At 48.8% G+C, this 14,700-nt stretch carries 29 protein-coding genes; all 29 read left to right on the top strand.

What is annotated here, in order from left to right; genetic code table 11:
• Nucleotides 1–46 precede the first annotated feature (46 nt).
• Complete coding sequence (gene tuf, locus KKH3_RS17725; RefSeq protein WP_010277443.1) at nucleotides 47–1,231, top strand: elongation factor Tu; 1,185 nt, start codon at nucleotides 47–49, stop codon at nucleotides 1,229–1,231.
• Between the two features lie 204 nt (nucleotides 1,232–1,435).
• Nucleotides 1,436–1,630: a bacterioferritin-associated ferredoxin gene (bfd, locus tag KKH3_RS17720; protein WP_005970281.1), complete on the top strand. Its 195-nt coding sequence runs from the start codon at nucleotides 1,436–1,438 to the stop codon at nucleotides 1,628–1,630.
• 72 nt (nucleotides 1,631–1,702) lie between these two features.
• A complete protein-coding gene (gene bfr, locus KKH3_RS17715) occupies nucleotides 1,703–2,176 on the top strand; it encodes a bacterioferritin (RefSeq protein WP_010286186.1) in 474 nt (157 codons plus the stop codon).
• 304 nt (nucleotides 2,177–2,480) lie between these two features.
• Nucleotides 2,481–2,792 carry a 30S ribosomal protein S10 gene (gene rpsJ, locus KKH3_RS17710; RefSeq protein WP_001181005.1) on the top strand — a complete coding sequence of 104 codons (312 nt, stop codon included), beginning with the start codon at nucleotides 2,481–2,483 and terminating at the stop codon, nucleotides 2,790–2,792.
• Nucleotides 2,793–2,824: 32 nt separating this feature from the next.
• Nucleotides 2,825–3,454, top strand: a complete 630-nt coding sequence (rplC, locus tag KKH3_RS17705; protein ID WP_010304941.1) for a 50S ribosomal protein L3 — start codon at nucleotides 2,825–2,827, stop codon at nucleotides 3,452–3,454.
• Nucleotides 3,455–3,464: 10 nt separating this feature from the next.
• A complete protein-coding gene (gene rplD, locus KKH3_RS17700) occupies nucleotides 3,465–4,070 on the top strand; it encodes a 50S ribosomal protein L4 (RefSeq protein WP_039362752.1) in 606 nt (201 codons plus the stop codon).
• A complete protein-coding gene (gene rplW / locus KKH3_RS17695; RefSeq protein ID WP_005970277.1) occupies nucleotides 4,067–4,369 on the top strand; it encodes a 50S ribosomal protein L23 in 303 nt (100 codons plus the stop codon). The genes rplD and rplW overlap by 4 nt, the downstream gene beginning before the upstream one ends.
• 17 nt (nucleotides 4,370–4,386) lie before the next feature.
• The gene (gene rplB / locus KKH3_RS17690; protein WP_010286179.1) at nucleotides 4,387–5,208 is read left to right on the top strand and encodes a 50S ribosomal protein L2; all 822 of its coding nucleotides are present in this window, start codon (nucleotides 4,387–4,389) and stop codon (nucleotides 5,206–5,208) included.
• Nucleotides 5,209–5,224: 16 nt separating this feature from the next.
• Entirely contained in the window at nucleotides 5,225–5,503 is a 279-nt protein-coding gene (gene rpsS / locus KKH3_RS17685) for a 30S ribosomal protein S19 (protein ID WP_004929772.1), read from the top strand.
• 14 nt (nucleotides 5,504–5,517) lie between these two features.
• A complete protein-coding gene (gene rplV, locus KKH3_RS17680; protein WP_005970275.1) occupies nucleotides 5,518–5,850 on the top strand; it encodes a 50S ribosomal protein L22 in 333 nt (110 codons plus the stop codon).
• A 17-nt stretch (nucleotides 5,851–5,867) separates the two neighbouring features.
• Entirely contained in the window at nucleotides 5,868–6,569 is a 702-nt protein-coding gene (rpsC, locus tag KKH3_RS17675; RefSeq protein WP_005970274.1) for a 30S ribosomal protein S3, read from the top strand.
• A 12-nt stretch (nucleotides 6,570–6,581) separates the two neighbouring features.
• Nucleotides 6,582–6,992 (top strand): 50S ribosomal protein L16, encoded by a 411-nt coding sequence (gene rplP, locus KKH3_RS17670; protein WP_005970273.1) that lies wholly within the window; start codon nucleotides 6,582–6,584, stop codon nucleotides 6,990–6,992.
• Nucleotides 6,992–7,183: a 50S ribosomal protein L29 gene (gene rpmC / locus KKH3_RS17665; RefSeq protein ID WP_005970272.1), complete on the top strand. Its 192-nt coding sequence runs from the start codon at nucleotides 6,992–6,994 to the stop codon at nucleotides 7,181–7,183. Before rplP ends, rpmC begins: the two co-directional genes overlap by 1 nt.
• Complete coding sequence (gene rpsQ / locus KKH3_RS17660; RefSeq protein ID WP_010286161.1) at nucleotides 7,183–7,437, top strand: 30S ribosomal protein S17; 255 nt, start codon at nucleotides 7,183–7,185, stop codon at nucleotides 7,435–7,437. The genes rpmC and rpsQ overlap by 1 nt, the downstream gene beginning before the upstream one ends.
• A 161-nt stretch (nucleotides 7,438–7,598) precedes the next feature.
• On the top strand, nucleotides 7,599–7,970 hold the full coding sequence (rplN, locus tag KKH3_RS17655; protein ID WP_000613954.1) for a 50S ribosomal protein L14: 372 nt from the start codon (nucleotides 7,599–7,601) through the stop codon (nucleotides 7,968–7,970).
• Between the two features lie 10 nt (nucleotides 7,971–7,980).
• A complete protein-coding gene (gene rplX, locus KKH3_RS17650) occupies nucleotides 7,981–8,295 on the top strand; it encodes a 50S ribosomal protein L24 (protein ID WP_005970267.1) in 315 nt (104 codons plus the stop codon).
• A 14-nt stretch (nucleotides 8,296–8,309) separates the two neighbouring features.
• Entirely contained in the window at nucleotides 8,310–8,849 is a 540-nt protein-coding gene (gene rplE / locus KKH3_RS17645; protein WP_005970265.1) for a 50S ribosomal protein L5, read from the top strand.
• Between the two features lie 13 nt (nucleotides 8,850–8,862).
• Entirely contained in the window at nucleotides 8,863–9,168 is a 306-nt protein-coding gene (gene rpsN, locus KKH3_RS17640; protein WP_010286114.1) for a 30S ribosomal protein S14, read from the top strand.
• Between the two features lie 33 nt (nucleotides 9,169–9,201).
• Nucleotides 9,202–9,594 (top strand): 30S ribosomal protein S8, encoded by a 393-nt coding sequence (gene rpsH, locus KKH3_RS17635; RefSeq protein WP_005970261.1) that lies wholly within the window; start codon nucleotides 9,202–9,204, stop codon nucleotides 9,592–9,594.
• A gap of 13 nt (nucleotides 9,595–9,607) precedes the next feature.
• Nucleotides 9,608–10,141, top strand: a complete 534-nt coding sequence (gene rplF / locus KKH3_RS17630) for a 50S ribosomal protein L6 (RefSeq protein WP_005970259.1) — start codon at nucleotides 9,608–9,610, stop codon at nucleotides 10,139–10,141.
• Between the two features lie 9 nt (nucleotides 10,142–10,150).
• Entirely contained in the window at nucleotides 10,151–10,504 is a 354-nt protein-coding gene (rplR, locus tag KKH3_RS17625) for a 50S ribosomal protein L18 (RefSeq protein ID WP_010286111.1), read from the top strand.
• Nucleotides 10,505–10,518: 14 nt separating this feature from the next.
• Nucleotides 10,519–11,019, top strand: a complete 501-nt coding sequence (gene rpsE, locus KKH3_RS17620; RefSeq protein ID WP_005970257.1) for a 30S ribosomal protein S5 — start codon at nucleotides 10,519–10,521, stop codon at nucleotides 11,017–11,019.
• A 5-nt stretch (nucleotides 11,020–11,024) separates the two neighbouring features.
• Entirely contained in the window at nucleotides 11,025–11,204 is a 180-nt protein-coding gene (gene rpmD / locus KKH3_RS17615) for a 50S ribosomal protein L30 (RefSeq protein ID WP_004846568.1), read from the top strand.
• A 3-nt stretch (nucleotides 11,205–11,207) separates the two neighbouring features.
• On the top strand, nucleotides 11,208–11,642 hold the full coding sequence (gene rplO, locus KKH3_RS17610; RefSeq protein ID WP_010286086.1) for a 50S ribosomal protein L15: 435 nt from the start codon (nucleotides 11,208–11,210) through the stop codon (nucleotides 11,640–11,642).
• A gap of 7 nt (nucleotides 11,643–11,649) precedes the next feature.
• Nucleotides 11,650–12,981 (top strand): preprotein translocase subunit SecY, encoded by a 1,332-nt coding sequence (gene secY / locus KKH3_RS17605; RefSeq protein WP_010286083.1) that lies wholly within the window; start codon nucleotides 11,650–11,652, stop codon nucleotides 12,979–12,981.
• Nucleotides 12,982–13,014: 33 nt separating this feature from the next.
• Nucleotides 13,015–13,131, top strand: a complete 117-nt coding sequence (gene rpmJ, locus KKH3_RS17600) for a 50S ribosomal protein L36 (protein WP_002227352.1) — start codon at nucleotides 13,015–13,017, stop codon at nucleotides 13,129–13,131.
• A gap of 146 nt (nucleotides 13,132–13,277) precedes the next feature.
• The gene (gene rpsM / locus KKH3_RS17595) at nucleotides 13,278–13,634 is read left to right on the top strand and encodes a 30S ribosomal protein S13 (protein WP_010286058.1); all 357 of its coding nucleotides are present in this window, start codon (nucleotides 13,278–13,280) and stop codon (nucleotides 13,632–13,634) included.
• A 16-nt stretch (nucleotides 13,635–13,650) separates the two neighbouring features.
• Nucleotides 13,651–14,040, top strand: a complete 390-nt coding sequence (rpsK, locus tag KKH3_RS17590) for a 30S ribosomal protein S11 (protein ID WP_002919257.1) — start codon at nucleotides 13,651–13,653, stop codon at nucleotides 14,038–14,040.
• Nucleotides 14,041–14,070: 30 nt separating this feature from the next.
• Nucleotides 14,071–14,691, top strand: coding sequence for a 30S ribosomal protein S4 (gene rpsD / locus KKH3_RS17585; protein ID WP_010286047.1), 621 nt, complete (start codon nucleotides 14,071–14,073; stop codon nucleotides 14,689–14,691).
• Nucleotides 14,692–14,700 lie beyond the last annotated feature (9 nt).

Genomic DNA, 14,700 nt, shown 5'->3' with positions numbered 1-14,700 from the left:
CGTGCTCTCTCCATAGGGGGAGAGCATTTGAGTAAGGAATATCGCCGTGTCTAAAGAAAAATTTGAACGTACAAAACCCCACGTTAACGTCGGTACTATCGGCCACGTTGACCATGGTAAAACAACGCTGACCGCTGCAATCACTACCGTTCTGGCTAAAACCTACGGTGGTAGCGCACGTGCATTCGACCAGATCGATAACGCACCAGAAGAAAAAGCGCGTGGTATCACCATCAACACGTCTCACGTTGAATACGATACCCCGTCTCGCCACTACGCGCACGTAGACTGCCCGGGACACGCCGACTATGTGAAAAACATGATCACCGGTGCTGCCCAGATGGACGGCGCGATCCTGGTTGTTGCTGCGACTGACGGCCCAATGCCTCAGACCCGTGAGCACATCCTGCTGGGTCGTCAGGTTGGCGTTCCTTTCATCATCGTGTTCCTGAACAAATGTGACATGGTTGATGACGAAGAGCTGCTGGAACTGGTTGAGATGGAAGTGCGTGAGCTGCTGTCTCAATACGACTTCCCAGGCGATGATACGCCAGTGGTACGTGGTTCTGCTCTGAAAGCGCTGGAAGGCGAAGCTGAGTGGGAAGCAAAAATCATCGAACTGGCAGAGCACCTGGATTCTTATATTCCAGAACCAGAGCGTGCAATTGACAAGCCGTTCCTGCTGCCAATCGAAGACGTATTCTCCATCTCCGGTCGTGGGACCGTTGTTACCGGTCGTGTAGAGCGCGGTATCGTTAAAGTCGGTGAAGAAGTTGAAATCGTTGGTATCAAAGATACGGCGAAATCTACCTGTACTGGCGTAGAAATGTTCCGCAAACTGCTGGACGAAGGTCGTGCAGGCGAGAACGTAGGTGTTCTGCTGCGTGGTATCAAGCGTGAAGAAATCGAGCGTGGTCAGGTACTGGCTAAGCCGGGTTCAATCAAGCCGCACACTCAGTTCGAATCCGAAGTGTATATCCTGAGCAAAGATGAAGGCGGCCGTCATACTCCGTTCTTCAAAGGCTACCGTCCTCAGTTCTACTTCCGTACGACTGACGTAACGGGCACCATCGAACTGCCAGAAGGCGTAGAGATGGTAATGCCGGGCGACAACATCAAAATGGTTGTGACCCTGATCCACCCAATCGCGATGGACGATGGTTTGCGTTTTGCAATCCGTGAAGGCGGCCGTACAGTAGGCGCGGGCGTTGTTGCTAAAGTTATCGCTTAATCGCTGATAAGCTTAATGCATGAAAAAGGCACTTCGGTGCCTTTTTTTACGTCCCAATGATTAAATGGAAATTGAAATAAAAATAATTCTTATTTACAATGATTGAGTTGGTTAAAAAATCGCTAGGAGCGGTTTCAAATGCTGGTTGTAGTGTCCTGAAAGGTTGTGTGAAAGACACTCGTGATAACAATGAGTCATTCTGATATGTATGTTTGTTTGTGCAACGCGATTTCTGACAAAGTCATTCGTAATGCTGTTCGTCAGCACCAACCTCAATCTATGCAACAATTACGCAAACTTGTGCCTATCGGGACGGATTGCGGTAAGTGTATTCGTCAGGCGCGTGTCATTTTTGAGGAAGAGCAGGCTAAAATTCCTGATATGTATGAAGTAGCATAAAATGTAGGGTTGTTTTTTTGACTCTCTGCTTACCGGTTCTACACTTTAAGAACTGGAGCGGAGGAGTATGTCATGAAAGGCGATAAAAAAGTCATCACACACCTGAATAAGTTATTGGGCAACGAGCTGGTAGCTATTAACCAATATTTTCTTCATGCCCGAATGTTTAAAAACTGGGGCTTAACCCGTCTTAACGATCACGAATATCATGAGTCTATTGACGAAATGAAGCATGCTGATCGCTACATCGAACGAATTCTGTTTCTTGAAGGCATCCCGAATTTACAAGATTTGGGTAAGTTAAATATTGGCGAAGATGTTGAAGAGATCTTACGTTCTGATCTTCAACTTGAACTGGATGGCGCAAAGAATTTACGTGAGGCAATTGCCTATGCTGATTCGGTGCATGACTACGTCAGCAGGGATTTAATGATAGAAATTCTTGCTGATGAAGAAGGGCACATCGACTGGCTGGAAACGGAATTAGATTTGATTTCACGTCTTGGTATACAAAACTATCTTCAAGCTCAGCTAAAAGCTGAGTAACTAAGTATCGTATTCTGCTATGTACTTTATGCCCCAATCCGGCCGGACTGCGCACATTGCTCCGGCCGCGTTAAAATCATTTCATCCTGCTTGTTGCTTTCCCGGCCAATTTGCGTATAATGCGCGAGCTTACCGAAACTAGGTAAGCCTGATTCAATCTGAATCAGATGGTCAATATTCATTTATTGCCCAAAACAATACTCCCGATATGGGGGTTATGTGCTGACGATTACACTCCCCCATCAATCGAAATGGGTGTGAGGAGTAATCATTTACGTTTATAAATAATTGGAGCTCTGGTCTCATGCAGAACCAAAGAATCCGTATCCGCCTGAAAGCGTTTGATCATCGTCTGATTGATCAATCAACTGCGGAAATCGTCGAGACTGCTAAGCGCACTGGTGCGCAAGTACGTGGTCCGATCCCGCTGCCGACCCGCAAAGAGCGCTTTACCGTTCTGATTTCTCCGCACGTCAATAAAGATGCGCGCGATCAGTACGAGATTCGCACTCACAAGCGTCTGGTTGACATCGTTGAGCCAACCGAGAAAACCGTTGATGCTCTGATGCGTCTGGATCTGGCTGCTGGTGTAGACGTGCAGATCAGCCTGGGTTAATCAGGTCATTGAGCGATTGAGAGGTTGAAACAATGATTGGTTTAGTCGGTAAAAAAGTGGGCATGACCCGTATCTTCACTGAAGATGGCGTATCTATCCCCGTAACCGTTATCGAAATTGAAGCAAACCGCGTAACTCAGGTTAAAGACCTGGCTAACGACGGTTACCGCGCTGTGCAAGTAACTACCGGTGCTAAAAAAGCAAACCGTGTTACCAAGCCAGAAGCAGGTCACTTTGCTAAAGCTGGCGTAGAAGCTGGCCGTACTCTGCGTGAATTCCGTCTCTCTGAAGGCGAAGAGTTCACTGTAGGTCAGAGCATCAGTGTCGAAATTTTCGCAGACGTTAAAAAAGTAGACGTTACTGGTACATCTAAAGGTAAAGGTTTTGCTGGCACAGTTAAGCGCTGGAATTTCCGTACTCAGGATGCTACTCACGGTAACTCCTTGTCCCACCGCGTTCCGGGTTCTATCGGTCAGAACCAGACTCCGGGCAAAGTGTTTAAAGGCAAGAAAATGGCAGGCCAGCTGGGTAACGAACGTGTAACCGTTCAGAGCCTGGACGTAGTGCGTGTTGACGCTGAGCGCAACCTGCTGCTGGTTAAAGGTGCTGTTCCGGGAGCTACCGGTAGCGACCTGATCGTTAAACCAGCTGTGAAGGCGTGAGGAGATAGCAATGGAATTAGTATTGAAAGACGCGCAAAGCGCGCTGACTGTTTCCGAAACTACCTTCGGTCGTGATTTCAACGAAGCGCTGGTACATCAGGTTGTTGTTGCTTATGCAGCAGGTGCCCGTCAAGGTACTCGCGCCCAGAAGACCCGTGCTGAAGTAACTGGTTCCGGTAAAAAACCTTGGCGTCAGAAAGGTACTGGCCGTGCGCGTTCTGGTTCTGTTAAGAGCCCGATCTGGCGTTCCGGTGGTGTGACCTTCGCTGCTAAGCCACAGGACCACAGTCAGAAAGTTAACAAAAAGATGTACCGCGGCGCGCTGAAAAGCATTCTGTCCGAACTGGTACGTCAAGATCGTCTGATCGTTGTCGAGACGTTCTCTGTAGAAGCACCTAAAACTAAGTTGCTGGCGCAGAAACTGAAAGAAATGGCACTGGAAGACGTGTTGATCATCACCGGTGAACTGGATGAGAATCTGTTCCTGGCTGCGCGTAACCTGTACAAGGTTGACGTGCGTGATGCAGCAGGTATCGACCCAGTTAGCTTGATCGCCTTCGACAAAGTCGTTATGACTGCTGATGCAGTTAAGCAAGTTGAGGAGATGCTGGCATGATCCGTGAAGAACGTCTGCTGAAAGTACTGCGCGCGCCGCACGTATCTGAAAAAGCATCTACCGCGATGGAAAAAACTAACACCATCGTTCTCAAAGTTGCTAAAGACGCGACTAAAGCAGAGATCGTTGCTGCTGTAGAGAAACTGTTCGAAGTAGAAGTTAAAGACGTAAACACCCTGGTAGTTAAAGGGAAAGTTAAGCGTCACGGACAGCGTATTGGTCGTCGCAGCGACTGGAAAAAAGCTTACGTCACCCTGAAAGAAGGCCAGAATCTGGACTTTATCGGCGGCGCTGAGTAAGTCGGAGGAGAAAGACAATGGCAGTTGTTAAATGTAAACCGACATCTCCGGGTCGTCGCCACGTTGTTAAAGTGGTTAACCCTGAGCTGCACAAGGGCAAACCTTATGCCCCGTTGCTGGAAAAGAACAGCAAATCCGGTGGCCGTAACAACAATGGCCGCATCACTACCCGTCACATCGGTGGTGGTCACAAACAGCAATATCGTCTGATTGACTTCAAACGCAATAAAGATGGTATTCCTGCGGTTGTTGAGCGTCTGGAGTATGACCCGAACCGTTCTGCGAATATCGCGCTGGTTCTGTACAAAGACGGCGAACGTCGTTACATCCTGGCGCCGAAAGGCCTGAAAGCCGGCGATCAGATTCAATCTGGTGTTGATGCTGCGATTAAAGCGGGTAACACCCTGCCTATGCGTAACATTCCAGTCGGTTCAACGGTTCATAACGTAGAAATGAAACCAGGTAAAGGCGGCCAATTGGCTCGTTCTGCTGGTGCTTACGTTCAGATCGTTGCTCGTGACGGTTCTTACGTTACCCTGCGTCTGCGTTCTGGCGAAATGCGTAAAGTCGAATCCGACTGCCGCGCTACGCTGGGCGAAGTTGGCAACGCTGAGCACATGCTTCGCGTTCTGGGTAAAGCTGGTGCTGCACGCTGGCGTGGTGTTCGTCCTACCGTTCGCGGTACGGCAATGAACCCAGTCGACCACCCACACGGTGGTGGTGAAGGTCGTAACTTTGGTAAGCACCCGGTTAGTCCGTGGGGCGTTCAGACCAAAGGTAAGAAGACCCGCAGCAACAAGCGTACTGATAAATTTATCGTACGTCGCCGTACTAAATAATCTTAGAGGATAAACCATGCCACGTTCTCTCAAGAAAGGTCCATTTATTGACCTGCACTTGCTGAAGAAGGTAGAGAAAGCGGTGGAAAGCGGAGACAAGAAGCCTTTGCGCACTTGGTCCCGTCGTTCAACGATCTTTCCAAATATGATCGGTTTGACCATCGCTGTCCATAATGGTCGTCAGCACGTTCCGGTGTTTGTTTCCGATGAAATGGTCGGTCACAAACTGGGTGAATTCGCGCCGACTCGTACTTATCGCGGCCATGCGGCCGACAAAAAGGCCAAGAAGCGCTAAGGTAGGAGGAAGAGATGGAAACTATCGCTAAACATTGCCACGCTCGTTCTTCTGCTCAAAAGGTTCGCCTGGTGGCAGACCTGATTCGCGGTAAGAAAGTGTCGCAAGCTCTGGAAGTTCTGACCTACACCAACAAGAAAGCTGCTGGTCTGGTTAAAAAAGTGCTGGAGTCTGCTATTGCTAACGCAGAACACAACGATGGCGCTGACATTGATGATCTGAAAGTCGCGAAAATCTTCGTTGACGAAGGCCCTAGCATGAAGCGCATTATGCCGCGTGCTAAAGGTCGTGCGGATCGCATCCTGAAGCGTACCAGCCACATTACTGTGGTTGTGTCCGATCGCTGAGACTCTGGAGACTAGCAATGGGTCAGAAAGTACATCCTAATGGTATTCGCCTGGGTATTGTCAAACCTTGGAACTCTACCTGGTATGCGAATACCAAAGAATTCGCTGACAACCTGGACAGCGATTTTAAAGTTCGTAAATACCTGACGAAGGAACTGGAGAAGGCTTCCGTTTCTCGTATCGTTATCGAACGTCCGGCAAAAAGCATCCGTGTGACTATTCACACTGCTCGCCCGGGTATCGTGATCGGTAAAAAAGGTGAAGATGTTGAAAAACTGCGCAAAGTCGTAGCGGATATCGCTGGCGTACCTGCACAGATCAATATCGCAGAAGTTCGTAAACCTGAACTGGACGCAAAACTGGTTGCTGACAGCATCACTTCTCAGCTGGAGCGTCGTGTGATGTTCCGTCGTGCTATGAAGCGTGCGGTACAGAATGCCATGCGTCTGGGCGCTAAAGGTATTAAAGTTGAAGTAAGTGGCCGTCTTGGCGGCGCTGAAATCGCGCGTACCGAATGGTACCGTGAAGGTCGTGTTCCATTGCACACACTGCGTGCGGATATCGACTACAACACCTCCGAAGCGCACACCACTTATGGTGTTATCGGTGTGAAAGTGTGGATCTTCAAAGGTGAGATCCTGGGTGGTATGGCTGCCGTTGAACAACCGGAAAAACCGGCTGCTCAACCTAAAAAGCAGCAGCGTAAAGGCCGCAAGTAAGGAGAGTCGCTGATGTTACAACCAAAGCGTACAAAATTCCGTAAGGTGCACAAGGGCCGCAACCGTGGTCTGGCGCAGGGTACGGATGTTAGCTTCGGCACTTTCGGTCTGAAAGCTGTTGGCCGCGGTCGCCTGACTGCTCGTCAAATCGAAGCTGCACGTCGTGCCATGACTCGTGCTGTTAAGCGTCAAGGTAAGATCTGGATCCGTGTATTCCCGGACAAACCAATTACCGAGAAACCGCTTGAAGTTCGTATGGGTAAAGGTAAAGGTAACGTGGAATATTGGGTTGCCTTGATTCAGCCAGGTAAAGTCCTGTATGAAATGGACGGTGTGCCGGAAGAGTTAGCCCGTGAGGCATTCCAACTGGCAGCAGCGAAACTGCCTATCAAAACCACCTTTGTAACTAAGACGGTGATGTAATGAAAGCAAATGAGCTGCGTGAAAAAAGCGTCGAAGAGCTGAACACTGAACTGCTCGGCCTGCTGCGCGAGCAATTTAACCTGCGTATGCAGGCTGCCAGTGGTCAGTTGCAACAGACTCACCTGGTAAAACAAGTGCGTCATAATATTGCACGTGTTAAGACTTTACTGACTGAGAAGGCGGGTGCGTAATGACCGATAAAATCCGTACTCTGCAAGGTCGTGTTGTAAGCGACAAAATGGAGAAATCCATGGTTGTTGCTATCGAACGTTTTGTGAAACATCCGCTTTACGGTAAATTCATTAAGCGTACGACTAAGCTGCACGTACATGACGAGAACAATGAATGCGGTATCGGTGACGTGGTTGAAATCCGCGAATGCCGCCCGCTGTCCAAAAATAAGTCTTGGACACTTGTTCGCGTTGTAGAGAAAGCGATTCTGTAATAAAGTAGCGCTCTTCTCTTATGATAAACGGCTCTGCAAAGGGCCGTTTATTTTTTCTACCCATACCAAGGAAGCGGTGTTATAATGCTGCGCCCTCAATTATGGGGTATTTAATGGCCCGAAAGGGTCCTAGAGTAGTAGTTGACAAGCGGAGCACTAAAATGATCCAAGAACAGACTATGCTGAACGTGGCCGATAATTCCGGTGCACGTCGCGTAATGTGTATCAAGGTTCTAGGTGGCTCGCACCGTCGCTACGCAGGCGTCGGCGATATCATCAAAATTACCATCAAGGAAGCAATTCCTCGCGGTAAGGTGAAGAAAGGCGATGTTCTGAAGGCGGTAGTGGTGCGCACCAAGAAGGGTGTTCGTCGCCCGGACGGTTCTGTCATTCGCTTCGATGGCAATGCTTGCGTTATTTTAAACAATAACAGCGAACAGCCTATCGGTACGCGTATTTTTGGGCCGGTAACTCGTGAACTGCGTAATGAGAAGTTCATGAAAATTATCTCTCTGGCACCAGAAGTACTTTAAGGAGCGAATCATGGCAGCGAAAATCCGTCGTGATGACGAAGTTATTGTGCTAACCGGTAAAGATAAAGGTAAGCGCGGTAAAGTAAAAAATGTCCTGTCTGCTAGTAAGGTCATTGTTGAAGGTATTAACCTGGTTAAAAAACATCAGAAGCCGGTTCCGGCCCTGAACCAACCAGGTGGCATCGTTGAAAAAGAAGCTGCAATTCAAGTTTCTAACCTTGCAATCTTCAATGCGGCAACTGGTAAGGCTGACCGTGTAGGCTTTAGATTCGAAGACGGAAAAAAAGTCCGTTTCTTTAAATCTAATAGCGAAACTATCAAGTAATTTGGAGTAGTACGATGGCGAAACTGCATGATTACTACAAAGACGAAGTAGTTAAAAAACTCATGACTGAGTTTAACTACAATTCTGTCATGCAAGTCCCTCGGGTCGAGAAGATCACCCTGAATATGGGTGTTGGTGAAGCGATCGCTGACAAGAAACTGCTGGATAACGCAGCAGCTGATCTGGCAGCAATCTCCGGTCAAAAACCGTTGATCACCAAAGCACGCAAATCTGTTGCAGGCTTCAAAATCCGTCAGGGCTATCCGATCGGCTGTAAAGTGACTCTGCGTGGCGAGCGCATGTGGGAGTTCCTTGAGCGTCTGATTTCCATTGCTGTACCGCGTATTCGTGACTTCCGTGGTTTGTCCGCTAAGTCATTCGATGGCCGTGGTAACTACAGCATGGGTGTGCGTGAGCAGATCATCTTCCCGGAAATCGACTACGATAAAGTCGATCGCGTTCGTGGTTTGGACATTACCATCACCACTACTGCGAAATCCGATGATGAAGGTCGTGCGCTGTTGGCCGCCTTTAACTTCCCATTCCGCAAGTAAGGTAGGGTTACTAATGGCTAAGCAATCCATGAAAGCACGCGAAGTTGTTCGTGTGAAACTGGCTGAAAAATACCGCGCTAAACGCGAGGAATTGAAAGCTATCATCTCTGGTGTGAACTCATCCGACGAAGATCGTTGGGATGCAGTTCTTAAGCTGCAGACTCTGCCGCGTGATTCCAGCCCGTCTCGTCAGCGTAATCGCTGCCGCCAAACTGGTCGTCCGCACGCTTTCCTGCGGAAGTTCGGGTTGAGCCGTATCAAGGTCCGTGAAGCCGCTATGCGCGGTGAAATTCCGGGTCTGAAAAAGGCTAGCTGGTAATTGTCACCAATTGAATCACGGGAGTAAAGACAGATGAGCATGCAAGATCCGATCGCGGATATGCTGACCCGTATCCGTAACGGTCAAGCCGCTAACAAAGTTGCGGTCACCATGCCTTCCTCCAAGCTGAAAGTGGCAATTGCCAACGTGCTGAAGGAAGAAGGTTACATTGAAGATTTCAAAATCGAAGGCGACACCAAGCCAGTTCTGGAATTAGAACTTAAATATTTCCAGGGCAAGGCAGTGGTAGAAAGCATTCAGCGAGTAAGCCGTCCAGGCCTGCGCATCTATAAAAGAAAAGATGAGCTGCCAAAAGTTATGGCCGGTTTGGGTATCGCAGTTGTTTCTACCTCTAAAGGTGTTATGACTGATCGTGCAGCTCGCCAGGCTGGTCTTGGTGGCGAGATTATCTGCTACGTAGCTTAATCGGGAGGAAAGAATGTCTCGTGTTGCAAAAGCACCCGTCGTCATTCCTGCCGGCGTAGAGGTAAAACTCAACGGTCAGGATGTTTCGATTAAGGGTAAAAACGGCGAGCTGAGTCGTAAGATCCACGATGCTGTTGAAGTGAAACAAGCTGACAACGCTCTGACTTTCGCTCCGCGCGAAGGTTTCGTTGACGGATGGGCCCAAGCGGGTACCACTCGTGCTCTGTTGAACGCAATGGTTATCGGTGTTACCGAAGGCTTCACTAAGAAGCTGCAACTGGTTGGTGTTGGTTACCGTGCTGCTGTTAAAGGCAACGTTGTTAACCTGTCTCTTGGGTTTTCTCACCCAGTAGAGCATGCACTGCCGGCAGGTATTACTGCAGAATGCCCAAGCCAAACTGAAATCGTACTGAAAGGTGCTGATAAGCAGGTTATTGGTCAGGTTGCTGCGGAATTACGCGCCTACCGTCGTCCTGAGCCTTATAAAGGCAAGGGTGTCCGTTACGCCGACGAAGTCGTGCGTACCAAAGAGGCTAAGAAGAAGTAAGGTAACACTATGGATAAGAAAGCAGCTCGTATCCGTCGTGCGACCCGCGCACGCCGCAAGCTCCAGGAACTGGGTGCGACGCGTCTGGTGGTACATCGTACTCCACGCCATATTTATGCGCAGGTCATTGCACCGAACGGTTCTGAAGTCCTGGTAGCCGCTTCTACTGTAGAAAAAGCTATCGCTGAACAACTGAAGTCTACCGGTAATAAAGACGCAGCAAGCGCAATAGGTAAAGCTATTGCAGAACGCGCGTTAGAAAAAGGCATCAAAGATGTCTCTTTCGACCGTTCCGGTTTCCAATATCATGGTCGAGTCCAAGCACTGGCAGATGCTGCCCGTGAAGCTGGCCTTCAGTTCTAAGGTAGAGGTGTAAGATGGCTCACATCGAGAAACAAGCTGGCGAACTGCAGGAAAAGCTGATCGCGGTAAATCGCGTATCTAAAACCGTTAAAGGTGGTCGTATTTTCAGCTTCACCGCACTGACTGTAGTGGGTGATGGCAACGGCCGCGTTGGTTTTGGTTACGGTAAAGCTCGCGAAGTTCCAGCAGCGATCCAGAAAGCGATGGAAAAAGCCCGTCGCAATATGATGAATGTCGCGCTGAACAACGGCACCCTGCAGCACCCAGTTAAAGGTGCTCACACGGGTTCTCGTGTGTTCATGCAGCCAGCTTCCGAAGGTACCGGTATTATTGCCGGTGGTGCAATGCGCGCCGTTTTGGAAGTTGCAGGGGTTCACAACGTATTGGCTAAAGCCTATGGTTCCACTAACCCGATTAACGTGGTTCGTGCAACGATTGATGGTTTGGCTAATATGAAGTCCCCGGAAATGGTCGCTGCCAAGCGTGGTAAATCCGTTGAAGAAATTCTGGGGTAATGACCGTGGCAAAGACTATTAAAATTACTCAAACCCGTAGTGCAATCGGTCGTCTGCCGAAACATAAGGCGACACTGCTTGGCCTGGGTCTGCGTCGTATTGGTCATACAGTTGAACGTGAGGATACTCCTGCGGTTCGCGGTATGGTCAACGCGGTTTCCTACATGGTTAAAGTAGAGGAGTAACAGATGCGTTTAAATACTCTGTCTCCGGCCGAAGGTGCTAAACACGCACCGAAGCGTTTAGGTCGTGGTATCGGTTCTGGCCTGGGCAAAACCAGTGGTCGTGGTCATAAAGGTCAGAACTCTCGTTCTGGCGGTGGCGTGCGTCGTGGTTTTGAAGGTGGTCAGATGCCTTTATATCGTCGTCTGCCGAAATTCGGTTTTACTTCTCGCAAAGCGATGATCACGGCAGAAGTTCGTCTGTCTGATTTAGCTAAAGTAGAAGGCGACGTGGTTGACCTGAATACGCTGAAAGCCGCTAATGTTATTGGCATTCAGATTGAGTTCGCGAAAGTGATTCTTTCTGGTGAAGTTGCTCGTCCGGTAACGATTCGTGGTCTGCGTGTCACTAAAGGTGCTCGTGCTGCTATCGAAACTGCTGGCGGTAAAATTGAGGAATAAGTAGCAGATGGCTAAGCAACCAGGATTAGATTTTCAAAGTGCTAAAGGCGGAGTTGGTGAACTGAAGCGCAGACTTTTGTTTGTTATCGGTGCGCTAATTGTTTTCCGTATTGGCTCTTTTATCCCAATTCCTGGTATTGATGCCACTGTGCTTGCCAAATTGCTTGAACAGCAGCGAGGCACCATCATTGAAATGTTTAACATGTTCTCTGGTGGTGCTCTCAGCCGTGCTTCTATCTTTGCACTGGGTATTATGCCGTATATTTCGGCGTCGATTATTATCCAGTTGCTGACAGTGGTTCATCCCGCGTTGGCTGAAATAAAGAAAGAAGGGGAAGCTGGTCGTCGTAAGATCAGCCAGTATACCCGCTACGGTACCTTGGTATTGGCTATATTTCAGTCTATCGGTATTGCTACCGGTTTGCCGAATATGCCTGGAATGCAAGACTTGGTGATAAATCCAGGTTTTGCTTTCTATTTTACCGCTGTTGTAAGCCTGGTCACCGGGACAATGTTCCTGATGTGGCTGGGAGAACAGATTACGGAACGTGGTATCGGTAACGGTATCTCGATCATAATCTTCGCTGGTATTGTTGCGGGGCTACCGCCGGCCATTGGCCATACCATCGAGCAAGCTCGGCAAGGCGACCTGCACTTCCTCCTGTTGCTGTTGGTTGCAGTTTTAGTGTTTGCAGTAACCTTCTTCGTTGTTTTCGTTGAGCGTGGTCAACGCCGTATCGTCGTTAACTATGCAAAACGTCAACAGGGTCGTCGTGTTTATGCAGCACAGAGTACGCATTTACCACTGAAGGTGAACATGGCTGGGGTTATCCCTGCAATTTTCGCCTCCAGTATTATTCTGTTCCCAGCCACGATTGCATCTTGGTTTGGGGGCGGTACCGGTTGGAATTGGCTGACAACTATTTCGCTGTATTTGCAGCCCGGACAACCGCTTTATGTGTTACTCTATGCGTCTGCAATCATCTTCTTCTGTTTCTTCTACACTGCGTTGGTTTTCAACCCGCGCGAAACAGCAGATAACCTGAAGAAGTCCGGTGCATTCGTGCCAGGAATTCGTCCGGGAGAGCAAACGGCGAAATATATCGATAAAGTAATGACTCGACTGACTCTGATTGGTGCGATGTATATTACTTTTATCTGCCTGATCCCGGAGTTTATGCGTGACGCAATGAAAGTACCTTTCTATTTTGGCGGTACATCTTTATTGATCGTTGTTGTCGTCATCATGGACTTTATGGCTCAAGTGCAAACTCTAATGATGTCGAGTCAATATGAGTCTGCATTGAAGAAAGCAAACCTGAAAGGCTATAACCGTTAATTAGGTGAGCTTGAGAAGTTACGGAGAGTAAAAATGAAAGTTCGTGCTTCCGTCAAGAAATTATGTCGTAACTGTAAGATTGTTAAGCGTAACGGTGTCGTTCGCGTGATCTGCAGTGCCGAGCCGAAGCATAAACAGCGTCAAGGCTGATTATCTCGCATATTTTTCTTGCAAAGTTGGGTTGAGCTGGCTAGATTAGCCAGCCAATCTTTTGTATGTAGCTGCAACATTATTTGAGTATCCTGAAAACGGGCTTTTCAGAATGGTGTTGCTGTATAAAATTGTAGGAGTGCATAGTGGCCCGTATAGCAGGCATTAACATTCCTGATCATAAACATACCGTTATTGCGTTAACGTCGATTTTCGGTATCGGTAAAACCCGGTCGCAGGCTATTTGTGCTGCAACAGGGATTGCCGAAGATGTTAAGATCAGTGAGCTGTCTGAAGAGCAAATCGATAAGCTGCGTGACGAAGTTGCCAAGTTTGTTGTAGAAGGTGATCTGCGTCGTGAAGTTACCCTGAGCATCAAGCGTCTTATGGACCTTGGTACTTATCGTGGTTTGCGTCATCGTCGTGGTCTGCCGGTTCGCGGTCAGCGTACCAAGACTAACGCCCGTACCCGTAAGGGTCCGCGCAAACCGATCAAGAAATAATCGGGGTGATTGAATAATGGCAAAGGCACCTATTCGTGCACGTAAGCGTGTAAGAAAGCAAGTCTCTGACGGTGTGGCTCATATCCATGCTTCTTTCAACAACACCATCGTAACCATTACTGATCGTCAGGGTAATGCGCTGGGTTGGGCAACTGCCGGTGGTTCCGGCTTCCGTGGTTCTCGTAAATCTACGCCGTTCGCTGCTCAGGTAGCTGCAGAACGTTGCGCAGAGGCCGTGAAAGAGTACGGTATTAAGAACCTGGAAGTTATGGTTAAAGGACCTGGTCCGGGCCGTGAGTCTACTATCCGCGCATTGAACGCGGCTGGTTTCCGCATCACTAATATTACTGATGTGACTCCGATCCCTCATAACGGTTGTCGTCCGCCGAAAAAGCGCCGCGTATAACGCCGCTTTTAGGATTGTTGGAGAAAGAAAATGGCAAGATATTTGGGTCCTAAGCTCAAGCTGAGCCGTCGTGAAGGCACCGACCTGTTCCTGAAGTCTGGTGTTCGTGCGATCGATTCCAAGTGTAAAATTGAACAAGCTCCTGGCCAGCACGGTGCGCGTAAACCGCGTCTGTCTGACTATGGTGTACAGTTGCGTGAAAAGCAAAAAGTTCGCCGTATCTACGGTGTTCTAGAGCGTCAGTTCCGTAACTATTATAAAGAAGCTGCACGTCTGAAAGGCAACACAGGTGCAAACCTGCTGCAACTGCTGGAAGGTCGTCTGGATAACGTTGTTTATCGTATGGGTTTTGGTGCCACTCGTGCTGAAGCACGTCAGATGGTAAGCCACAAAGCTATCATGGTAAACGGTCGCGTTGTTAGCATCGCTTCTTATCAGGTATCCCCGAATGACGTAGTCAGCATCCGTGAGAAAGCGAAAAAGCAATCTCGCGTGAAAGCCGCTCTGGAGCTGGCTGAACAGCGTGAAAAGCCAACTTGGCTGGAAGTTGATGCTGCCAAGATGGAAGGTGTGTTCAAACGTATTCCTGAACGTACCGATCTGTCTGCGGACATTAATGAACACCTGATCGTCGAGCTTTACTCCAAGTAAAGCTTAGTA

The organism is Pectobacterium actinidiae (assembly GCF_000803315.1).
GTDB classification, from domain to species: Bacteria; Pseudomonadota; Gammaproteobacteria; order Enterobacterales; family Enterobacteriaceae; genus Pectobacterium; species Pectobacterium actinidiae.
This window is presented reverse-complemented; position numbering and strand designations above follow the sequence as displayed.

Coding starts and splice junctions, on each gene's coding strand:
- bfd (WP_005970281.1), top strand. CDS start 1,436: ATGTATGTTTGTTTGTGCAACGCGATTTCTGACAAAGTCATTCGTAAT.
- bfr (WP_010286186.1), top strand. CDS start 1,703: ATGAAAGGCGATAAAAAAGTCATCACACACCTGAATAAGTTATTGGGC.
- rpsJ (WP_001181005.1), top strand. CDS start 2,481: ATGCAGAACCAAAGAATCCGTATCCGCCTGAAAGCGTTTGATCATCGT.
- rplC (WP_010304941.1), top strand. CDS start 2,825: ATGATTGGTTTAGTCGGTAAAAAAGTGGGCATGACCCGTATCTTCACT.
- rplD (WP_039362752.1), top strand. CDS start 3,465: ATGGAATTAGTATTGAAAGACGCGCAAAGCGCGCTGACTGTTTCCGAA.
- rplW (WP_005970277.1), top strand. CDS start 4,067: ATGATCCGTGAAGAACGTCTGCTGAAAGTACTGCGCGCGCCGCACGTA.
- rplB (WP_010286179.1), top strand. CDS start 4,387: ATGGCAGTTGTTAAATGTAAACCGACATCTCCGGGTCGTCGCCACGTT.
- rpsS (WP_004929772.1), top strand. CDS start 5,225: ATGCCACGTTCTCTCAAGAAAGGTCCATTTATTGACCTGCACTTGCTG.
- rplV (WP_005970275.1), top strand. CDS start 5,518: ATGGAAACTATCGCTAAACATTGCCACGCTCGTTCTTCTGCTCAAAAG.
- rpsC (WP_005970274.1), top strand. CDS start 5,868: ATGGGTCAGAAAGTACATCCTAATGGTATTCGCCTGGGTATTGTCAAA.
- rplP (WP_005970273.1), top strand. CDS start 6,582: ATGTTACAACCAAAGCGTACAAAATTCCGTAAGGTGCACAAGGGCCGC.
- rpmC (WP_005970272.1), top strand. CDS start 6,992: ATGAAAGCAAATGAGCTGCGTGAAAAAAGCGTCGAAGAGCTGAACACT.
- rpsQ (WP_010286161.1), top strand. CDS start 7,183: ATGACCGATAAAATCCGTACTCTGCAAGGTCGTGTTGTAAGCGACAAA.
- rplN (WP_000613954.1), top strand. CDS start 7,599: ATGATCCAAGAACAGACTATGCTGAACGTGGCCGATAATTCCGGTGCA.
- rplX (WP_005970267.1), top strand. CDS start 7,981: ATGGCAGCGAAAATCCGTCGTGATGACGAAGTTATTGTGCTAACCGGT.
- rplE (WP_005970265.1), top strand. CDS start 8,310: ATGGCGAAACTGCATGATTACTACAAAGACGAAGTAGTTAAAAAACTC.
- rpsN (WP_010286114.1), top strand. CDS start 8,863: ATGGCTAAGCAATCCATGAAAGCACGCGAAGTTGTTCGTGTGAAACTG.
- rpsH (WP_005970261.1), top strand. CDS start 9,202: ATGAGCATGCAAGATCCGATCGCGGATATGCTGACCCGTATCCGTAAC.
- rplF (WP_005970259.1), top strand. CDS start 9,608: ATGTCTCGTGTTGCAAAAGCACCCGTCGTCATTCCTGCCGGCGTAGAG.
- rplR (WP_010286111.1), top strand. CDS start 10,151: ATGGATAAGAAAGCAGCTCGTATCCGTCGTGCGACCCGCGCACGCCGC.
- rpsE (WP_005970257.1), top strand. CDS start 10,519: ATGGCTCACATCGAGAAACAAGCTGGCGAACTGCAGGAAAAGCTGATC.
- rplO (WP_010286086.1), top strand. CDS start 11,208: ATGCGTTTAAATACTCTGTCTCCGGCCGAAGGTGCTAAACACGCACCG.
- secY (WP_010286083.1), top strand. CDS start 11,650: ATGGCTAAGCAACCAGGATTAGATTTTCAAAGTGCTAAAGGCGGAGTT.
- rpmJ (WP_002227352.1), top strand. CDS start 13,015: ATGAAAGTTCGTGCTTCCGTCAAGAAATTATGTCGTAACTGTAAGATT.
- rpsK (WP_002919257.1), top strand. CDS start 13,651: ATGGCAAAGGCACCTATTCGTGCACGTAAGCGTGTAAGAAAGCAAGTC.
- rpsD (WP_010286047.1), top strand. CDS start 14,071: ATGGCAAGATATTTGGGTCCTAAGCTCAAGCTGAGCCGTCGTGAAGGC.